Here is a 19,643-nt window from a genome sequence, read left to right as displayed (position 1 = left end):
CCATCAACCCGCTGGCCGTCACCCTGAGCGGCAGCCAAACCTATAACGGCACGGCGACAGCACAGGGCAGCAATCTGGCGGTAAGTAACCTGATTGGCGGCGACAGCGTTACCGTGGGCGGCACTGCGGGTATGACCGGCATGTCGGTTGGCAGTCAGCAGCTGACCGCCTTGAGCGGCTTGGCACTGAGCAATGCGGACTACACCTTGTCCGGTGGCTCCGGGAGCCTCACGGTAATGCCGGCTGCACTCACGATTAGCGCAGCGAATCAAACCACTACGCGCGGTACGGCGTATGTGCTGGCCGGCTACACCACTTCTGGGCTGTTCGGTAGCGATAGTGTCACCAGCGTGACGGAAACCTTGGCTGGTGGGGCAACGTCTACGACACCCCTGACGGCGGCTGGCAGCTATGTTATTACCGCCTCCAACGCCATCGGCTCCGGGCTTTCCAACTACAACATTGCCTACCAGCCGGGGACGTTGACCGTAAACGTGTTGCCAACCATCAATGTCCAGCAGCTACCGGCTAACGGCCAGAACAGCAATGCCTCCAATTTCTCGATGCCGGGGCTGCCTTCCAACCTGAGTGTTGCTGGTTTCAATCCGCCAGCACCGTCTAGCACCAGCACGGGTTCTGGTACGGAGTCGGCATCTAGTTCGTCGGCTAGCGGTAGTAATAGCGGTATTGGCAGCGGGGGCGTATCTCCGGGTTTGGTTACGCCCGGATCCAGTGGCGGTTTCAGCGGCAGTTTGCAACTGGCGCGGCAGGCGGGAGAGCAGCTGACAGGCTCACCGTATCCGGATAATCGCTATGTTGGTGATGCGATTCAATTCATGACGAAATAAGCGGAAAGATAATAATAATGAATACGATCAGGCCATTGGTTTGGGGAAGCATCTACGCAACCGCAGGGTGTCTGTTGACGGTAACAGTGTCTGAGTTTGCGGCAGCGGCACCTATCGAGCTTAATCCGGCACCAGTACCGCAAATACAGCGGCAAATGATTCTGCCGCCTAACGTTGTGCCGGGGTCTGAAGATGAAACCCCGCTGGGGGCGACATTGACGGGTATCGTGGTGCTAGGGGCTGAGGATATGTCCGTTGCGGATGCGGGGGGTGGCATCGATACCAGCCGTGTTGCGCGGCTGAATACGCCGGATGGCAAGGCGCTGCTCATGCCTTGGCTTGGGCGTCCGCTATCCAGAAAGCTGATTGCCGAAATCGAGGCATCCATCGCGCGTTATTACCGGCAACGTGGCTTCCCGTTTGTCTCCTTGTCGACACCGCCGCAGAATATTGGTAACGGTGTACTGCAAATCCGCGTACTGGAATTTATGGACGGGAAGGTGTCGGTACAAGGTGCCGCCGATGCCAGCACAGCGCATTTGCGCAGCTTGATTCGCCAGCAGCCGGGTGCGCCGATCGATACCTATCAGCTTACGGCGGACCTGGACTGGCTCAATCGCTATCCCTTCCGCCAAGCGCAAGCGGTATTTACGCCTGCGGCCAGCTTTGGGCGTTCTGATCTGGATATCCAGATTACCGAAACCAAACCATGGCGAGCCTTCCTCGGTTATGCCAACTCCGGCACGGAAACCACCGGGATGGATCGCTATTTTGCCGGGGCGATGGTGGGCGGCTTATTAACGCCCGATTCGGTATTGTCATATCAGTACACCACTTCGCACGATGGCGTAGATATCGACGGGCATTTTGGTGGCGAGTATGCGCATAACCGTTACCTCAGCCATGGCCTGCATCTGGATCTGCCATTTGCACCGCGCCAGAAAATCGAATTAACGTTTAACCATGTTGAAACCAATACCGATTCCGAGTCGTTTTTGGTGCGCAACTTGACCGACGAACTATCGGTTGGACATCGTTTCAGCCTCTCCAATATTTCACGTCTGCCGGGTGACCTGGCTTACGGTGTGGAGGTGAAGCGCGAGTCACAAAAAGTTTATTTTGGCTACACGGATGTACTCGATAGCAAAGTAGAGACCAATCAGATTTATCTGAACTGGAACGCACTGTGGCAAGGGGCGGATAGCAAGACCGGCGTTGATGCAACATTGCATATCAGCCCGGGCGGCTTGAACGCGAATAACACGGATCAGGCCATGAGTACGTTTACACGCGGCAGAGTAAGCAATTCCGACTACCAGTACCTCAATGTGCATCTGACCCAGCTTAGCCGCCTGCCCAAGTCGTGGAGTGTGCGTAATGAGCTGATTATGCAGTTATCCAGCAATGCGCTACCCAATACCGAGCAAGCCGGTATCGGTGGCGAGGGGCTGGTGCGTGGTTATCTGCTGGATGATGGTGCCTACGATTCGATCTTCGTAAGCCGTAACGAGCTGCATCTGCCAACCTTCAATATGTTTGGTGACAACAGCTTGTTGATGCCCTATCTATTCGTGGATGGAGGCTATGGCCGCAACCATCACAATGCAGGCTCACAGCATGCCTTGTCCGCTGGTATCGGTATGGACTATCAATTGGGCAGCACATTAAGCGCGTCTGCCTCGGTTGCTCACAATTTTTGGCAGGCCAGCCAGACGCACAGTGGGGATAACGCAGTGGAAGTCAGGCTGACGGTGGGTTTTTAGCCTTAGGCATGAAGGCTGACCGAGGACGCTAAACCGCTTAGATATTGCCTTGCGTCCATGGGCTTCTGCCTAGCTTCGGTATGTGCGGCCCCGCAATGACAAGCCCCTCAATGGCAAGCCCGTTGAGGGGCTTGTCATTGGGAGAGGGCAGCGGACGATTCAGGCCAGTCCAAACGTTTTGCGCAGGCCCTTCTCGACTGGGCCTGCAGGCATGAAACGGCGTAGCTTGGCCAACAGCGACGCTTCACCCTTGGGCGTATGGCGCATTTTCCACACACCTAAGGCGGCATTAACAATGGTGCTGGCGACCCCATCGGGCGCGGGGGCTTTGTGGACATTGTTTTGAATGGCCTGGGAAACGACGCCAAGTTCTTTGCTGTAGTCAGGGATTCTGGACGCCGTCTGCGGCGCATTGATATCCAGGTTGGTTTTGGTAAAAGAAGGCTCGACCAAGGCCACGCGGATGCCAAATTGGCGCACCTCGTGATCCAGTGTCTCGGACAGCCCTTCAACCGCATGCTTGGACGCTGAATAAAGCGCCATATAGGGTGCGGGCAGAAAGCCCAATACCGAACTGACGTTGACGATGCGTCCGGAGCCTTGCTTGCGCATATGGGGCAGTACCGCCTTGGAAACCCGCATAAGACCAAAGAGATTGGTATCAAACAAGGTTTGCGCTTCGGCAATCGAAGTTTCTTCCAGCGCGCCCAGCAGGGTCACGCCGGCACTGTTGACCAGCACGTCGATGCGCTTGGCCAGATTGATAACGGTTTGAATCCCTTGCAGAACAGATGCTTCGTCGCGGATATCCATTTCGATGAGCGTTACACCGGGGATGGCCCGCGCTGTTGTAATGTTCCGGACCGTGCCGAATACACGGCAACCTCGTTGGGTAAACTGCTCCGCAGTTGCGCGGCCTATGCCCGATGACACACCAGTAATGATGACAACCCTGGGATTCGACATGATGGTTTTTCCGTGTGTGGTGAATGCTTGGCTAATCTGTGGGCTAGATAAATGGCCCTGCCCCTGAAGCGAGGCAGGGCAAATGAAGTTGTGCTCAGTCCAGTGTCTCAAGCGCCAGGGCGATGCCTTGACCGCCGCCGATGCACAAGGTCACGATGCCGCGCCGCAGCTGGTCTCGGCGCATGGAGTGAATCAGCCGTGTCGTCAAAATTGCGCCGGTGGCACCGATAGCGTGGCCATGCGCAATGGACCCACCTTCGACATTGACAATGTCCTCGGCAAAGCCAAGTTGCTGTAAGCACACCAACGCAACGGCGGCAAAGGCTTCATTAATCTCCACGCGATCCACATCGGATGTCTTCCAGCCCGCACGTTCCATGGCAAGCTTGACCGCAGGTATCGGCCCCATGCCAAACATGCCGGGTTCAACCGCAGCAACCGCATAGGATGCCAAGCGTACCGATGGCTGTAGACCATGTGTTTCAGCAAAGCTGCGTTCTGCAATCACCATGGCAGAGGCTGCACTGTTGAGTCCTGGCGCATTCCCCGCCGTGATCGTGCCATCGGGGCGGAATGCCGGTTTAAGGCGGCGCAGTGTCTCGATCGTCGTTTCCGGCCGATTGCTTTCGTCCCCGGCAAAAACGACAGTTCCTTTTCGACTCTGCAATTCGACCGGAATGATTTCATCTTCAAATTTTCCGGCAGCTTGCGCCGCTGCAAAGCGCAGCTGAGAGCGTAAGGCCCACTGGTCCTGCTGCTCGCGACTGATCTGGAAACGGCTCACCAGATCTTCAGTATGCCAACCCGAATGTTGACCACTGAATGCATCGTTCAGTCCGTCATTCAACATGCTGTCAATGACCTGGCCGTTGCCCATGCGATAGCCCCAGCGCCCACCCGGAATCAAGTAGGGTGCTTGATCCATATTCTCCATTCCGCCAGCAATCGCGCAGTTTCCATAACCAGCCAGTATTTCGAGCGCGGCAGAGACAATCGCCTGGGCACCAGAACCACAAACACGATTCACGGTGAAAGCCGGGACATCAACCGGTAAGCCTGCATGAATAGCAGCCTGCCGGGCAGGATTCATCCTGGCACCGGCTTGAATGACATTACCCATCACCACAGCATCAACTGCTTGAGGCGAGAGGCCGGAGCGCTGCAAGCTTGCCTTAACGGCCGCCGCGCCAAGTAGCGTTGCGGGGGTGTCTTTCAAGCTGCCGCCATAGTTGCCGATGGCGGTACGTACCGGCTTGCAGATGACAATTTCTCTTTGCTTCATTTCACTTCTCCTTGTGCATCAAGTGGCATCAAGCGGCGAATCGGCTATTTGATTGAACGGGTTTGATCTTGAACCAGATCGAATACATGGCCGGCAGGAATACCAAGGTCAGGATGGTCCCGGCCAAGGTGCCGCCAATCAGGGTGTAAGCCAGCGTTCCCCAAAACACCGAATGGGTGAGCGGGATGAAGGCAAAAATGGCTGCCAGCGCAGTCAGAATGACTGGCCGTGCCCGCTGCACCGTGGCTTCGACAACTGCGCGGAACGGGTCCAGCCCGGCCTTTTCGTTTTCACGAATCTGGCCAATCAAAATCAGCGTGTTGCGCATCAGGATGCCGGACAGGGCAATCAGGCCCACCAGCGCATTGATGCCGAAGGGTTGCTGGAACAGCAGCAGCGTCGGCACCACACCGATAAGCCCCAGCGGACTGGTGAGGAAAACCATCACCATCCCGGCGATAGAGCGAACCTGCAGAATGATGATGAGCAGGGTGAGGGCGATCATGATCGGAAACAGCGGCAGCATGGCAGTGCTGGCCTTGCCGGATTCCTCAATGGAGCCCGCTTCGACGATGTGGTAACCACTGGGCAGCATTGCCATGATGGGTTGCAGCTGCTTGGTCATTGCTGTTGATACGTCTGGCGGCTGCAAGCCTTCGGCAATGTCACCCCGCACCGTGATGGTTGGCGTACGGTCGCGGCGCCGCAGGATGGGATCCTCCATGCGCACCTCGACCTTGCCGACCTGAGACAGGGGAATGCGCTGCCCGGCCGCGCCAGCCAGCGTGAAGCCGGCAATCTTTGCCGGATCAAGACGGATATCACCGGCAGCCCGGCCAACCACCGGCACGGAACGGATATCTTCACGCACCTCGGTCAGTGGCGCTCCCGAGAGCAGAAACTGCAATTGCGTTGCCACTGCGCTTGAACTCAGACCGACCGACTGCAGCCGATCCTGATCAAGCACAAAATGCAGCGTGGGTACGCGCGTGCCCCAATCGGTGTTGACGGTACGCATCATCGGGCTGGCATGCATTACCCCTGCTACTTGCGCAGCAATCTCGCGCAGCTTGTCCGGGTCTGGCCCCGTTACGCGATAGGCGACCGGGAATGGCGAGGGAGGACCAAACACGATCTGGGTGACACGTACTCTTGCCTCCGGAGCCAGGCCCTCGGCTGCCGCCTCGCGCAGTCGGAACTTGAGGGCTTCGCGTTCCTTGTCATTGCCGGTCAGCACCACGATTTTGGCAAACGACGGGTCAGGCAATTCCGGCGACATTGCCAGGAAGAAGCGGGGAGCGCCTTGTCCAATATAGGAGGTCACCACTTTTGCTTCTTTCTGTTTGGCCAGCCACGCTTCCACCTTTGCTGTTGCAGCACTGGTTTGCTGGATCGAAGTGCCATAGGGCATCTGCACTTCAACCAGCACTTCTGGCCGGTCGGAAGTCGGAAAAAACTGCTTCTTCACCATGCCCATGCCGACGATGGCCAGCGTAAACATCCCGATCACTGCGCCGGCAACCCACCATTTGCTGGCGATGACGCGCCCCAGCAGCTGCCGGAAGCGGTTGTAGCGCGGGGTGTTGTAAAGCGCCTCATGTCCTCCTGCCACCTTGTTGAAGTCTGGCAACAGCTTGACCCCGAGATAGGGCGTGAAGACCACGGCCACCACCCACGACGCAATCAGCGCAATCCCGACGATCCAGAACATATTGCTGGTATATTCACCCGCCGTTGAGCGTGCAAACCCGTTTGGCATGAAGCCGATTGCGGTAACCAAGGTCCCGGAAAGCATGGGTGCTGCGGTATGACTCCAGGCATAGGCCGACGCGGCAATACGGTCGTACCCTTCCTCCATCTTCACCACCATCATCTCAATTGCGATGATGGCGTCATCCACCAGCAAGCCCAACGCCAGGATCAGCGAGCCCAGGGTAATGCGGTCAAAGTTCTTGCCGGAAGCGGCCATGACGACAAACACGGCAGCCAGCGTCAGCGGAACCGCCGCAGCCACCACAATACCGACGCGCCAGCCCATGCTGACAAAGCACACCACCATCACCACCAGCAAGGCGACGAAGAACTTCACCATGAACTCGTCCACTGCCGAATGGATATTCACCGCCTGGTCGGTCACTTTCGACAAGCTCATTCCCTTGGGGAGTTCGGCATTAATCCTGGTGACTTCGGCCTCAAGTGCTGTGCCCAGATCAAGCCCATTCCAGTCGTCGCGCATCACCACGCCGAGCAACAACGCCGGTTCACCGCCATTGCGGACCAGGAAGGTGGCGGGGTCTTCATAACCCCGTGCCACGGTGGCCACATCGGACAGCTTCAGCGTGCGCCCCTGTACCACAATCGGGGTCTGCCGAATCTTCTCCAGCTTGTCCAACGCCCCATCGATACGAACAAACACCTCGGGGCCTTTGGTCTCAATCGACCCGGCTGGCGTCAGCACGTTCTGGCTGTTCAGCGCGGCAAATATGTCCTGCGGCGTCACCCCCAGCGTTGCCAGACGATCATGCGAGAACGAGACGAAAATACGTTCCGGCTGCTCGCCGATGATATTGACCTTCTTGACCCCGGCGACATGCAGCAGTTGCTGTCGCAGCGCCTCTGCATCGCGCACCAGCAGTCTTTGCGGCTCGCCCTTGGCTTTGAGGGCAAACAGGGCAAACGTCACGTCTGCATATTCATCGTTGACCATGGGGCCAATGACGCCTGCGGGCAGCTTCTTGGCTTCGTCACTAATCTTTTTACGGGCCTGATAGAACTCCTCCTGAACTTCCGCTGGTGGCGCGCTATCGAGCAGGGAAACCATGGTGAAAGCCAAGCCGGGGCGGGTGAAGGTTTCGGTGCGGTCATACCACCGAAGCTCCTGCATGCGTTTTTCCAGGGGGTCAGCTACCTGATCCTGCATCTCCTGCGCCGTTGCGCCCGGCCAGGCGGTCACAATCGTCATTTGCTTGATGGTAAATGGCGGATCTTCCGCCCGGCCTAGCTTGAAAAAGGCCAGGACGCCTGCGGCAGAAATCAGCAGGATCAGGAATAAGGTGATGGCGCGCTCCCGTACGGCGAGCGCAGATAGATTGAAACGGCCCTCGCTCATGGGCGGTCTCCTTCGGCAGCGCTATTGAAGACCTGCTTGGCCAGCCGAACCTGTTCGCCTTCACGCAGCAGATGGGCTCCGAGCGCGACGATCTTGTCGCCTGGTGCGAGCTTGCCGCTTACGCGGGCATGGTCATCTTCAATGCGCTGGACCACGACGGGCCGCCAGGAGACCTTGGCCGGTTTGCCATTAATGACCCAGACGCCAGGCCCTTTCCCCGCGTCGAACAAGGCAGCGATGGGTACCCGCATGCCCGCCGTGTCAAGCGCATGTCCATCTGGAATCTGGATGGAAACGGTTGCGCCCAAGGGCGCAGTGGCCAGCTCGCCATCCAGCACATAGCGTGCTTCGAAGGTACGGGTCAGGCGATCGGCAGCCTCTGAGAGCTGGCGTAGCTTGGCGGGAACACGGCGGGTATCCGATCCATACAGCGCGGCTTGGCCGATGGAGCCAACCGCCGGACGCAAGGTTTCCGGCAATTGGATGACCGCCTCGCGCCGGCCGGCATGAGCCAGCCGCACGACCACCTGCCCGGCATTCACCACCTGGCCGGGCTCGGCCAGCGTTTCCATCACCACGCCATCGCCATCCGCCAGCAGGTCGGCATAACGACTGGCATTACGGGCCACATCGGCCTGGGCTTCTGCAGCGCTCAACTGGGCTTTGGCTGCATCCGCTGCGGCTTTGACCTGGTCGTAAGCAGAGGCCGAGATGGCACCACTGCCACGCAGCTCACGGTAGCGCGCTTCGTCCTGTGCGGTCTGCTGCGCCCGTGCCCGCGCGGCGCTCACCGCCTCCTGCTGGGCATTGGCGGCCAGCCGCAGATCGACCGGGTCAATCCGCATCAGCAGTTGGCCGCGTTTGACGGTTTGTCCTGCGTCTACCAGGCGTTCCAGCACCTTGCCGGAAACCCTGAAGCCGAGATCACTTTGAACGCGGGCAGCTACGGTGCCCGTGAATGCGCGGGAATCTGCCGTGCTGGCCTGCACAAGAGCAGTACGCACCAATGGCGTGCTGCTGCGGGGGTCGGTCTGTGCTTTTTCGCCGCAAGCGACCAGGGCAAACGGCAAGGCACAGATGACGGTAGAGATGGTAAGGCGATGCCGAAGCATGAAAGTCCCTTTGACGAAGTGATCGGGACTTTCAGTATTATTCTTGTGACCAATTTAGTCAATGGTCACTATTGGGGTGTGGCTTCACGGCGACAGGCTGCGTAGTACCAGGCTGGAAAGCTGTGCCGGGGCTTCTTCGGTGTAATCAAAGTTGTATTGCAATATCAAGGGGTGCAGATAAGGCCGCATCACCAGGAAAATTGCCGTGGTGGTTTCATCCAGTGGCGTCTTGCGTTCAAAGTCGCCGCTGAGTCGGCCTTGTTGCACGATATCTTGCAGCAAGCTGCGGATGCGCTCCTCGTAGACAATGGTGGCCTGCCAGCGCTCGCCGGCTGCGGATGCCGCGATTTCGAATAGCTTGCGATCCTGAAAAAACAGCCTGAGGCTTGATTCCACAATGGTTTTAAACATGCGCCGCAGCTTTTCTGGCGGGCCTTCCACGGCGTCAATCGCCGCTTTGACATCGTTTTCAATTTCGCGCAGGCACTGACTGCAAATCATCTCGCCAATGGCCTGCTTGGATTCGAAGAACTTGTAGATATAGGCCTTGGAAAAGCCAATGGCTTTGGCCAGATCAGACACCGTGGTCTTTTCGTAGCCATAGCGGCTGAAGTGCTCGGTGGCGGCGGTCACAATCTGATCGCGTACTTCATGATCAGCCGGACCGCGCGCCGTGGTGGGGGAGGGGCGTGTATTTTTCATGGCTAGTAGCTTACAGACGTGCCCAAAAATTGACAATGAGTGACCAATATGTATTATGGTCACTAAAGTTCATTTTACTTTGGAGTCGCCCGTGCTAGCAAAACACCCTCTCGCCTTGCTTGTTGCCGCCAGTTTGTTGACCGGCTGCGCCGTTGGCCCCGATTACGTCCGGCCCAACCCGACGCTGCCGCAGCAGTATCTGGGTGCTGCCGCAGTCGCGCAGCGACAGGCAGCCACCCATGCCGACCTGGCCGCATGGTGGGCGGGCTTTGGTGATGTGCAACTGAGTCGATACATTACGCTGGCGCTGGAGCAGAACCTCGATCTGGCACAAGCCTCGGCACGGGTGGTGCAAGCACGGGCGGGCTTGGGGGTGGCCAATGCGGCGCTGTTGCCCGCCGGTAATATCAGCGGACAAGCCGCCAGAGCTTACCAATCGGTTGAAACGCCATTAGGGCAAGTCTTGAATGCGCAGCCTGGGTTCAACCGTTATGGCAATGCCTACGAGGCTGATCTCGGTGCCAGCTGGGAGCTGGATTTGTTTGGCGGCTTGCGCCGTGGCCGTGAAGCGGCGCTGGCCGAGTATCAGGCTTCGCAGGCCGGTGCAACTGCCACCCGCTTGGCGGTAGCGGCCCAGACTGCCGATATCTATATCAGCATTCGCGGCTTGCAAACCCGCTTGGCTATTGCGCGTCAACAGGTTGAAAAGCAGCAAGCCCTGCTTGATACCATCCAGCTGCTGTATAGCAAAGGCTTGGCCGCTGAACTGCAGGTGAACCAGGAAGAGGGGGCGCTGGCGCAGGTCCAGTCTTCGGTGCCGGTGCTCGAAACCGGTCTGGACGCCGCCATGAATGCCATGGATGTGATGCTGGGCTCGCCCCCCGGCACCCATCGCGCCGAGCTGGCCGCCGGGAGTGCCATCCCGACCGTTCCTCACATTAGCGCCAGCGGATCACCGGCTGAATTGTTACGGCGGCGGCCAGACCTGATTGTGGCCGAGCGCCGCTTGGCGGCATCCCATGCGCGCATTGGCGTGGCGATTGCCGAGTACTACCCCAAGCTGTCATTAAGTGGGCTGATGGGTAGTGCCACGGCAGTATCTGCAGGCAATTTGTTTACCGGCGGTGCCAGCCAGGCCTCTGGCGTACTGGGGCTGCGTTGGCGCCTGTTCGATTTTGGCCGCATCAACGCGCAGATTGACCAAGCCAAGGGGCAGGAGGCCGAAATGCTGGCCGCCTATCGACTTGCCGTGCTGCACGCAACAGAGGATGTCGAAAACGCATTCTCAGCCTTGCTTAAACGCGAGGAGCAGTCTGCCGTCCTGGCACGGGGGGTCGATTCGCTGGGCCGCGCCCGGTCCGCTTCGTTTGCTGCGTATCAACAAGGGGTGGTCAGCCTGATAGAAGTTTTGCAAGCCGATGAAAGCCTGCTGCGCGCCAGCGACGCACAAGCGCAGGCCAAAACCGAAGCCGCACGCGCAGCGGTTGCTGCTTTCAAGGCGCTAGGTGGTGGTTGGCAGCCACCGGACGCAGACGTGCTGGCAAGCAAGTAACAAATAGGCGCGTGGCCAGGCTATGCACGCGCAGTCGCTGCTCAGCTGTCCAGCGGCAGCCGTGAATTGAACTTTATTTCTTTCAGTGCCAGGTTTGAATGAATTGCGCTGATGCCGGGAATGGCCCGCAGTTCTTCGATGAAATTGCTGTAATCGTCCAGGTCACTGGCAAGCACCACCAGCAGGTAGTCCGCTTCGCCAGTGATTTTGTGACAGGACAGCACTTGTGCATGGTCCTGGATGATTGCTTCAAACCGGTTGGGCTGTTTGTCACCAATATTGCCAAAGCTCAGGCTGACAAACGCCATCACGTCCAGCCCCAGCTTGCGCCGGTCCAGATTCGCCTGATAACCCAGGATATAACCATCCTCTTCCAAGCGCTTAAGTCGTCGCCAGCAGGGCGTTACACTTAGTGACAGCTGCTCCGCCAGCTTGGGGGTGGACATCGCCCCATCGCTTTGCAGATGTTTCAGGATGGCTAGATCTACAGCATCCAATGGTGTTATGGGTTTGTTCTTCTTCATATATGGATGAAAAGTGATTTTTCTTTTCTTATATTGCCCAATTTTGGACAAGAAAAGCAAAATAATTACTTTCGCCAATCTGCATAATTTGCATCAGGACAACAGCCAAGTGATGTCAAGATGCTTACCTTTCACAACCCCGATCATCATCTGCACCATGCCTCCGAACTCAAGGACGGCAAGGTGTCTCCCTGTTTTGAACTCCCTCACCGCGCAGACACCATACTCGCCCGCGTACGCCAAACCGGCCTGGGTGACATTGCCTTGCCTGCCCACTACGCCAAGGAACGTTATGCCCGGGTGCATAGCGAGCGGTACGTGCATTTTCTGGAAACGGCCTGGCAGGAGTGGACCGCACTGGGCCATCAGCACGATGCTTTGCCGCTGGTCTGGCCGGTGCGCGATTTACGCAGTGATATAGAGCCTGAGCATATCGACGGCAAGCTGGGTTTTTATGCCATGGACGCTGGCGTTGCCATTACGGCGGGTACGTGGCAGGCAGTCCGCCGCAGTGCCGATACCGCACTAAGTGGCATGGATTACTTGCTGCAGGGCAATGGCAGTGCATTTGCACTCTGCCGCCCACCTGGCCATCACGCTGCGGCGGAATACATGGGCGGCTACTGCTACCTCAACAACGCTGCAATTGCTGCGCAATCCTGCCTGGATCAAGGCGGGAAAAAGGTGGCCATTCTGGATGTGGATTTCCATCACGGCAACGGTACGCAGAGCATTTTCTACAATCGCTCCGACGTGCTGTTCGTTTCATTACATGGCGACCCGCGTTGCTCCTATCCCTATTTCTCCGGCCATCGCGATGAAACCGGCAACGGTGCAGGCCAAGGGTTCAACCTCAATTACCCCCTGCCGCACGGTACCGACTGGGAAAGCTATGCGGTGTCCCTGCGTGATGCCTGCCAGCGCATTCGCGCTTACCAGCCTGATGCCCTCGTGATTTCCCTTGGGGTGGATACCTTTGAAAACGACCCGATCAGTCATTTCAAGCTGAGCAGCCAGGACTATTTCAAGCTGGGAGCAGCGCTTGCTTCTGTCGGCGCGCCAACGCTGTTTGTGATGGAGGGAGGCTATATGGTTGATGAAATTGGCATCAACGCGGTCAATGTGTTGCAGGGTTTCGAGGGGGATTGATGAATGAATGCATGTGCATCCGGACTCATGGCCCCCGATAGTCTGGCAAGCCCATTTCAGATGCGCTATCTCGATATCGCCGACATTCGCAGCCTGCTGCGCCGCAAAGGCGCGGAAAACGTGCTGTTGGAATGAGTGGCCTAGATTGAGTCTGATTATCGCAGCTGGCAGGATTTTCAGAAGTGCGCCCGTGTTGCCACTCACTCGCAGCAGGGCGTCATTGAGCTGATGCCGGTATCTGACCGCCAGGGTATGGCTTCTAGTATGTGAATGGCCACCCCGCCAACACCTTGCAGCAGATGCTGACGGGGGAGTCCGGCCAATGGCAAATACCCTAAGGCATCAAGCTGGGTAGCAGGCTGAAACCGTTACGACTACCGGTGGTGACGTAGCCAACCAGCTTGTTATCACGATGGGCGAGTGCCGTCAGCCCATCATCACCTTCGTTGATCTGCCAATCCAGATTGTTACCCTGGGTAAGCCCCGCCAGTTGGATGGGGTAGCGCGGTGTTTTTACTGCCACCGGCAGCGGACCAAAATGTACCGGCGTCGGTTTGCCCGCCAGGGTACTGGCCAGGGCATTGGCCGATAGTGTGATCGGCTGCAGGTAGGGGAGGATCTGCCCCTCGATTTCGGCGCAATCCCCCAGGGCGTAGACATGCGCTTGCGAGGTGCGCAGATAGGCATCGACCACGATGCCGCGCTGTATGGCCAGCCCTGCCGTCAGATCGAGCCTGGGCTTAAGGCCCGCCGTGCAGATGACGGCGTCCACCGAGAGTTTTAGCCCGTCGGCCATGGTCACGCTATAGCCCTTTGCCAGCTTGTCTATCCGCGCTACGACCGTACCAAAGCGCAAAGTCACCTGGTCCATGACGCTGTGCAGGCGCTGGCTCACCGGCTCGGGCACCAGCCGCTCAAGCAGGCGGCTGCCGATATCTACCAGGGTGACACGCTTGTGCTGTGCGATATCGTGCGCGATTTCCGTGCCGATCAGGCCGCCCCCGATCACCAGCACATGTTCACTCTGGTTAAGAGCGTCGAAGTAGCGCCGGTATTGCTCCAGATTGTTCAACGTCAGGATGTCTTGGGCACCGTCCCCTGCAATCGGCGGCACAAATGGCTCGGCACCAACTGCCAGAACGAGGTCGCTGTACGGGATTTGCGCTGCGCCCGCAGTTACTGTCTGGGCTGCAAAATCAAGCGCAGTAACGCGGGTATGCGGCCGCACCATGATCTTCAGTTCGGCAGCCATGCCGGTGGCACTGTTCTGGATCAGCTGGGCGGCATCGGTCTGGCGACTGAAGCCGTGGCTTAACTGTGGCTTGGGGTAGTACTCGCCACCGTCCTCGGTAAGCATAACCACCGGCGTGCTGGTGTCGTGTTGACGGAAGGCCCTGGCCAGGGTGTAGCCGGCATGGCCGCTACCAATGATAACAAGAGGCTTTTTCATCGAATTTCTCCTGAATGGGGGCCTTATGCCGTGACAAAGTCGCTTTTACCCATAAAGCACACCGGGCAAAGAAAGGTTTCCGGGACGTCCTGCCAGGTCGTGCCGGCAGCGACACCCTGGGCCGCATCGCCCTGTTGCGGGTCGTAGATCCACGAGCAGGTTTTGCAGCGCATCTTGTCGCTCCCCGCGCAGCTGCCCGCCGTATTTGCCGTACTCTGTCCGGTACTTGCCAATTGTTCGATGAATGTTTCGCCAAAGCGCACGCCCTGGGTGAGCGCATCGTCGGTAGGGCGCCATTCGGCAGTGATTCCGGGATTGAGCACACGAAAACCGGCATCGTCCAGGCGTCTGGCAATACGTTCCACCGCGCCGCCGTTCCAGCCGTGCGTGCCGAACGATGCTGCGGCCTTGTTCTTGAAGCGTAAGCCGGTCATTTCCTCAAGCAGGGCGGCCACGTGCGGCAACATCACATTGTTGACGGTCGGGCTGCCAACCAAAATGGCCTTGGACTTGAATACGTGGGTGAGTACGTCGTTTTTGTCGCTGTTGGACAGGTTGAACAGCTTGATCACAACCTCTGGGTCCGCCTTGCGTATGCCTGCGGCAATGGCTTCGGCCATCATGAGGGTTCCGTTCCACATGGTGTCGTAAACCAGGGTGATCTGGTTCTCCTGGTAATTGTCGGCCCATTGCAGGTATTGCTCGACAATCTGGGTGGGGTTGTCGCGCCAGATAATGCCGTGGCTGGTGGCGATCATGTCGATGGGCAGGTTCAGTTCCAGAACCTCATGAATCTTCTGGGTTACCAGCGGGCTGAATGGGGTAAGAATATTGGCGTAATACTTGATGCATTCTTCTTGCAGTTCGATCGGATCGCACTGGTCGTTAAACATCTGGGCGCTGGCGTAGTGCTGGCCGAAGGCATCGTTGCTGAACAGCACGGCGTCGTCGGTCAAGTAGGTGGCCATGCTGTCTGGCCAGTGCAGCATTGGCATTTCGACAAACACCAGTTGTTTGCCGTTGCCCAGGTCCAGGCTGTCGCCGGTTTTGACGATCTGGAAATTCCAGTCCTGGTGATAATGGCCGCGCAGCGACTTTTCACCATTGGCCGTACAGTAAATCGGGGTATTGGGGATGCGCGCCATCAGTGCCGGCAGGGCGCCACTGTGGTCGATCTCGCCATGGTTGGCGATGATGTAATCGATGGCCCCCAGGTCAACTTCCTTGGCCAGATTGGCAACAAATTTCTCGGCATAGGGCGCCCAGACGGTATCGATCAGGGCAATTTTTTCTTCTTTAATCAAGTAGCTGTTATAACTGGATCCGCGATGCGTGCTGTATTCGCTGCCGTGAAATTCGCGTAGTTCCCAGTCTTGTTTGCCAACCCACTGGATGTTGTTTTTAACAATGAAGGCCATGCTGGAAAGCTCCTTGCTCGATAAGATTCGTGTGAAATGAATCTTATCGAGCAAAACATTCATAGTAAATGAATCTTATCGATATCATTGATTGGCTTGATGTTGGTCAAGCGCAGAGTGGATGCGCAGCGCTGCAAGGCATGGCCGGGCAGTGAAATGGTGTGAGCACGGCTACAGGCAGGGGGCCGTCAGGTTAGAATGAATGCCCAATCCGTCTGCAGGTGTGCGGATGTGAACAACCCCATGAGACCCTCCAGATCGTGCGACTGACGGCTTTTACCGACTACTGCTTGCGTGTGATGATGTACAGCGCACTCGCGGGCAATCGCCTGGTGACTATCAACGAGATAGCCCAGGCTTATAATATTTCTGCCAGTCATCTGACCAAAGTGGTGTTTTTTCTCGGCCAGCATGGCTACTTGCTGACGGTGCGCGGCAAAGGAGGGGGGGTACGCCTGACTGATGAGCCGCGCCAAGTCAACTTGGGCCAATTGGTGCGGGCGGCGGAAACCGACAACGTCATGGTGGAGTGTTTCGACCCGCAGCACTCCCAGTGCCGCATCGCCTCGGTATGCCGTCTGATGAATGTGCTGCAAGGGGCGCAGGAAGCTTTCTACGCCGAGTTGTCCCGCCACACCCTGGCAGACCTGCTGGTGCCGTCGGCAGGGTTGGGGCATGCCTTGGGCATTGAAATCCGGGAAATAAAAATGTCCTGATGTGTTGCTCAGTAACAGTCATGCCAGCTGCCCTGACCTGATGGAATGCCAGCAGGCCAGGGTTTCAACATGGCATCATCCAGACCGCCGCATTCCGGCCTAATCTGCAGCGGGCTCGGCAAATACTTCCCGGGCAATACGCATGGCATCTACCGCTGCGGGTACGCCGCAGTAGATGGCAATTTGCAGGATGGCCTCTACCACTTCTTCTTTGCTGCAGCCGTTGTTCAGCGCACCGCGCACATGCAGTTTCAGCTCGTGCGGGCGGTTCAATGCGGCAATCATGCCAAGGTTGATCAGGCTGCGCGTTTTGCGTGGCAGTCCTTCTCGCGCCCACACCGTGCCCCAGCAATATTCAGTCACCAGCTGCTGTAGCGGCATGCTCAGTGCATCGGCATTGCCCAATGCCTGATTGACATAGTCCTCTCCTAGTACGGCCTTGCGGATTTGCAGGCCCTGTTCATACGTTTCCTTGCTCATGCTGTGCTCCTTCATGGTGGTAGATCGTGCTGGAAGACAAGTGCGGTGGCAGATTGTCTCTTTTTGTTTGTATTATGGTATACCAACATACAATTACCTTGATATCGGATTTTTGTTGGTATACCGTAATACCATCATATCTAAATCGATGGCCATTGCAGCCAGACAACAGGAGACAGGACGATGGATGCCGGTATTCGCAAGGTGGTGACCTATGTTGAGGAAACGCTGATCGAGGGAGGGAAGGCGGCACCTGTGCCGTTGAAGATGTTTGCCGCTGCGGTTGTCCTCAAGAACCCCTGGCATGGCCGTGGCTTTGTGGAGGATCTGAAGCCGGAGATTCATGCCATTGCGCCGGTGCTGGGTGAACTGCTGACTGGCGAAATCCTGCGCATGGCAGGCTCTGGTGCCGTGATTGAAGGCTATGGCAAGGCGGCGGTGGTGGGTACGGCAGGGGAGATCGAGCATGCCTCGGCGCTGATCCACACCCTGCGCTTTGGCAATTTCTATCGCAAGGCGGTAGGGGCCAAGAGCTACCTGAGCTTTACCAATGTGCGTGGCGGGTCCAATTGCGCCATCTCCATCCCGATGATGCACAAGGATGACGAGGGCATGCGCTCGCATTACCTGACCATCCAGTTTTCCATCAACGATGCCCCGGCCGCTGATGAAATCGTGGTGGCGCTGGGGGCATCCATCGGCGGCCGTCCGCATCACCGCATTGGCAACCGTTACCAGGACCTGCAGGAGCTTGGCAGCAATGAAGCCTGAACATGCCCCTCTGATACCGCTGATGGCTGGCACGGTTGACGGTACCGCATTCAGCGTTCATGGCACGGGCGAACCGCTGGTGCTGGTGCACGGCGTGGGGATGGGCAAGGAAATCTGGACGCCGCAGATTGCCGCTTTCAGCCGCGATTATCAGGTGATTGTCTACGACATGCTGGGGCATGGTGACAGTGCGCTGCCTGCCGCCGATGTCACGCTGCGCGACTATGCAGACCAACTGGCGGGCTTGCTGAATCATCTGGGCATTGCTGCCGCCAATGTGGTGGGGCATTCGATGGGGGCGCTGGTGGCGCTGGAATTTGCCCTGGCTCATCCGGAGAGGGTATTGCGACTGGCTGCCTTAAATGCGGTGTTCATGCGCTCGGCAGCGCAGCGTGCGGCGGTGCAGGAGCGTGCGGCAGCGCTGGCGCATACCGGGGTGAGTGCCACGGTGGACTCCACGCTGGATCGCTGGTTTGGCAAACCGGTGCCTGCCGAACTGGCGCCGTCGGCCAGCATGGTGAAGCACTTTCTGAATACGGTGAATCCGCAAGGTTATGCCCGTACCTACCAGTTGTTTGCCAGTGCCGATGCGGTACATGCAGCTGGGCTGCCATCGCTGGCCATGCCTGCGCTGTTCATGACTGGTGAGTGCGATCCCAACTCCAGCCCGGACATGTCACGTGCCATGGCGGCGCTGGCACCGCAGGGGCAGCTCGATATCGTGGCGGCAGAGCGTCACATGATGAATGTGACTGCCCCGGAAAGAGTCAACCGGCGCTTGCGCATTTTCCTGGAAACCACCCGCGTCGGGGTGACTGGCTGTCATTCGCAGGAGTGAAGAATCATGTCGAACACGATTGATGCAATAGAGTTTCGCAAGACCCTGGGTGCATTTGTCACCGGGGTAACGGTGGTCAGTACCCTCCAGCAAGACGGCACACCACGCGGCTTTACCGCCAACTCGTTTACGTCAGTATCGCTGGACCCGGCGCTGGTGCTGATTTGCATTGGTAAATCCGCTGCCAGTTACCCGGTGTTTTCTGCCGCTGCACATTTTTCCATCAGTATTCTGGCGGAGGATCAGAAGCAGGTTTCCAGCCTGTTTGCCTCCAAGGCTGCAGACAAGTTTGAGCAAGTGGCCTGGCATCCTGGCCTGACCGGCAGCCCGGTCATTGATGGGTCCGCCGCCTGGTTTGATTGTGAAACCCATCAAGTGGTGGAAGCGGGCGATCACATCATTCTGATTGGCCGCGTAGTGGACTTTGCCAATACCACGGCCAGCCCGCTGGGTTACGGGCGCGGTGCCTACCTCACCTTCAGCCTGTCGCAAGATGCGCTGGCCGCCGCCGGGCCGCGTGCCCGCGTGGGGGCCATTCTGGAATGCCAGGGTGGGGTGGTGCTGCTGAAAACAGACAAGGGTTACGCGCTACCAAGCGGAACAAGGCTGGAACCGGCATCCGATAGTCGGAGCTTGCGTGGCGTGCTGCTGCAACTGGGGCTGGATGCACAGCTGGATTTCCTGTTTGCAGTATACGAAGACAGTGCTGCCGAAGCCGGTGCCGTCAATGTCTTCTATCGGGGCCGGGTGACGGGAGAGCTGCCTGCCGCAAGCGGATTACAGCTGCTGGCACTGGACAGTATCCCATGGGATCAACTGCCCGATGAGGCGGAGCGGGCCATGCTGCAGCGCTTTGTGCGCGAGCGCACCGAAGACGCCTTCGGGATTTACATGGGTGATGCCCAGCGTGGTTCGGTCAAGTCACTGGCAAGGGCATGAGACGTCGCAATAGCAAAAAATAGC

The 19,643-nt window shown here is 57.9% G+C and carries 18 protein-coding genes; 9 read left to right on the top strand and 9 right to left on the bottom strand.

Annotated elements, in window-relative coordinates:
* Positions 1-848, top strand: an 848-nt coding sequence (locus ACODR9_RS21165) for an MBG domain-containing protein (protein ID WP_488812074.1), incomplete at its 5' end; no start/stop codon positions are given.
* A gap of 155 nt (positions 849-1,003) precedes the next feature.
* Complete coding sequence (locus ACODR9_RS21160; RefSeq protein WP_488812072.1) at positions 1,004-2,611, top strand: ShlB/FhaC/HecB family hemolysin secretion/activation protein; 1,608 nt, start codon at positions 1,004-1,006, stop codon at positions 2,609-2,611.
* Between the two features lie 159 nt (positions 2,612-2,770).
* Here the strand turns inward: ACODR9_RS21160 and ACODR9_RS21155 are convergent, their stop codons facing one another.
* From ACODR9_RS21155 to ACODR9_RS21135, 5 genes are all read right to left on the bottom strand, one after another.
* Complete coding sequence (locus ACODR9_RS21155) at positions 2,771-3,577, bottom strand: oxidoreductase (protein WP_488812070.1); 807 nt, start codon at positions 3,575-3,577, stop codon at positions 2,771-2,773.
* A 94-nt stretch (positions 3,578-3,671) separates the two neighbouring features.
* A complete protein-coding gene (locus ACODR9_RS21150) occupies positions 3,672-4,859 on the bottom strand; it encodes a thiolase family protein (RefSeq protein ID WP_488812068.1) in 1,188 nt (395 codons plus the stop codon).
* 28 nt (positions 4,860-4,887) lie between these two features.
* Positions 4,888-7,968, bottom strand: coding sequence for an efflux RND transporter permease subunit (locus tag ACODR9_RS21145; protein WP_488812066.1), 3,081 nt, complete (start codon positions 7,966-7,968; stop codon positions 4,888-4,890).
* Positions 7,965-9,080 (bottom strand): efflux RND transporter periplasmic adaptor subunit, encoded by a 1,116-nt coding sequence (locus ACODR9_RS21140; protein WP_488812064.1) that lies wholly within the window; start codon positions 9,078-9,080, stop codon positions 7,965-7,967. Before ACODR9_RS21140 ends, ACODR9_RS21145 begins: the two co-directional genes overlap by 4 nt.
* A gap of 84 nt (positions 9,081-9,164) precedes the next feature.
* Complete coding sequence (locus ACODR9_RS21135) at positions 9,165-9,782, bottom strand: TetR/AcrR family transcriptional regulator (RefSeq protein WP_488812062.1); 618 nt, start codon at positions 9,780-9,782, stop codon at positions 9,165-9,167.
* A gap of 91 nt (positions 9,783-9,873) precedes the next feature.
* Here ACODR9_RS21135 and ACODR9_RS21130 point away from each other — a divergent pair, with 91 nt between their 5' ends.
* On the top strand, positions 9,874-11,334 hold the full coding sequence (locus ACODR9_RS21130; RefSeq protein WP_488812060.1) for an efflux transporter outer membrane subunit: 1,461 nt from the start codon (positions 9,874-9,876) through the stop codon (positions 11,332-11,334).
* A gap of 41 nt (positions 11,335-11,375) precedes the next feature.
* On the opposite strand, the gene ACODR9_RS21125 is transcribed toward ACODR9_RS21130, so the two are convergent.
* Positions 11,376-11,936, bottom strand: coding sequence for an Lrp/AsnC family transcriptional regulator (locus ACODR9_RS21125; protein ID WP_488812058.1), 561 nt, complete (start codon positions 11,934-11,936; stop codon positions 11,376-11,378).
* Between the two features lie 42 nt (positions 11,937-11,978).
* Here ACODR9_RS21125 and ACODR9_RS21120 point away from each other — a divergent pair, with 42 nt between their 5' ends.
* Both ACODR9_RS21120 and ACODR9_RS21115 read left to right on the top strand, forming a co-directional pair.
* On the top strand, positions 11,979-13,007 hold the full coding sequence (locus ACODR9_RS21120) for a histone deacetylase family protein (protein WP_488812056.1): 1,029 nt from the start codon (positions 11,979-11,981) through the stop codon (positions 13,005-13,007).
* Positions 13,008-13,010: 3 nt separating this feature from the next.
* On the top strand, positions 13,011-13,142 hold the full coding sequence (locus ACODR9_RS21115) for a hypothetical protein (RefSeq protein ID WP_488812054.1): 132 nt from the start codon (positions 13,011-13,013) through the stop codon (positions 13,140-13,142).
* A 199-nt stretch (positions 13,143-13,341) separates the two neighbouring features.
* On the opposite strand, the gene ACODR9_RS21110 is transcribed toward ACODR9_RS21115, so the two are convergent.
* Together ACODR9_RS21110 and norV are read right to left on the bottom strand one after the other, a co-directional pair.
* Positions 13,342-14,457, bottom strand: a complete 1,116-nt coding sequence (locus tag ACODR9_RS21110; RefSeq protein ID WP_488812053.1) for an FAD-dependent oxidoreductase — start codon at positions 14,455-14,457, stop codon at positions 13,342-13,344.
* A 23-nt stretch (positions 14,458-14,480) separates the two neighbouring features.
* Entirely contained in the window at positions 14,481-15,875 is a 1,395-nt protein-coding gene (norV, locus tag ACODR9_RS21105) for an anaerobic nitric oxide reductase flavorubredoxin (RefSeq protein ID WP_488812051.1), read from the bottom strand.
* 260 nt (positions 15,876-16,135) lie between these two features.
* Between norV and ACODR9_RS21100 the strand changes: the two genes are divergently transcribed.
* On the top strand, positions 16,136-16,591 hold the full coding sequence (locus ACODR9_RS21100) for an RrF2 family transcriptional regulator (protein ID WP_488812049.1): 456 nt from the start codon (positions 16,136-16,138) through the stop codon (positions 16,589-16,591).
* A 99-nt stretch (positions 16,592-16,690) separates the two neighbouring features.
* Here ACODR9_RS21100 and ACODR9_RS21095 read toward each other — a convergent pair whose 3' ends face one another.
* On the bottom strand, positions 16,691-17,071 hold the full coding sequence (locus ACODR9_RS21095; protein ID WP_488812047.1) for a carboxymuconolactone decarboxylase family protein: 381 nt from the start codon (positions 17,069-17,071) through the stop codon (positions 16,691-16,693).
* A 183-nt stretch (positions 17,072-17,254) separates the two neighbouring features.
* Between ACODR9_RS21095 and ACODR9_RS21090 the strand changes: the two genes are divergently transcribed.
* From ACODR9_RS21090 to ACODR9_RS21080, 3 genes are read left to right on the top strand one after another with little or no spacing between them, the layout of a single operon-like run.
* Positions 17,255-17,842, top strand: coding sequence for an amino acid synthesis family protein (locus tag ACODR9_RS21090; RefSeq protein ID WP_488812045.1), 588 nt, complete (start codon positions 17,255-17,257; stop codon positions 17,840-17,842).
* Positions 17,832-18,680, top strand: a complete 849-nt coding sequence (locus ACODR9_RS21085) for an alpha/beta fold hydrolase (RefSeq protein ID WP_488812043.1) — start codon at positions 17,832-17,834, stop codon at positions 18,678-18,680. Before ACODR9_RS21090 ends, ACODR9_RS21085 begins: the two co-directional genes overlap by 11 nt.
* A 6-nt stretch (positions 18,681-18,686) precedes the next feature.
* Positions 18,687-19,619: a flavin reductase gene (locus ACODR9_RS21080; protein ID WP_488812041.1), complete on the top strand. Its 933-nt coding sequence runs from the start codon at positions 18,687-18,689 to the stop codon at positions 19,617-19,619.
* Positions 19,620-19,643: the final 24 nt, after the last annotated feature.

This window comes from Aquitalea sp. FG25 (assembly GCF_057809375.1).
The sequence above is the reverse complement of the archived record's forward strand: the minus strand, read 5'-3'. Positions and strand labels throughout refer to the sequence as shown.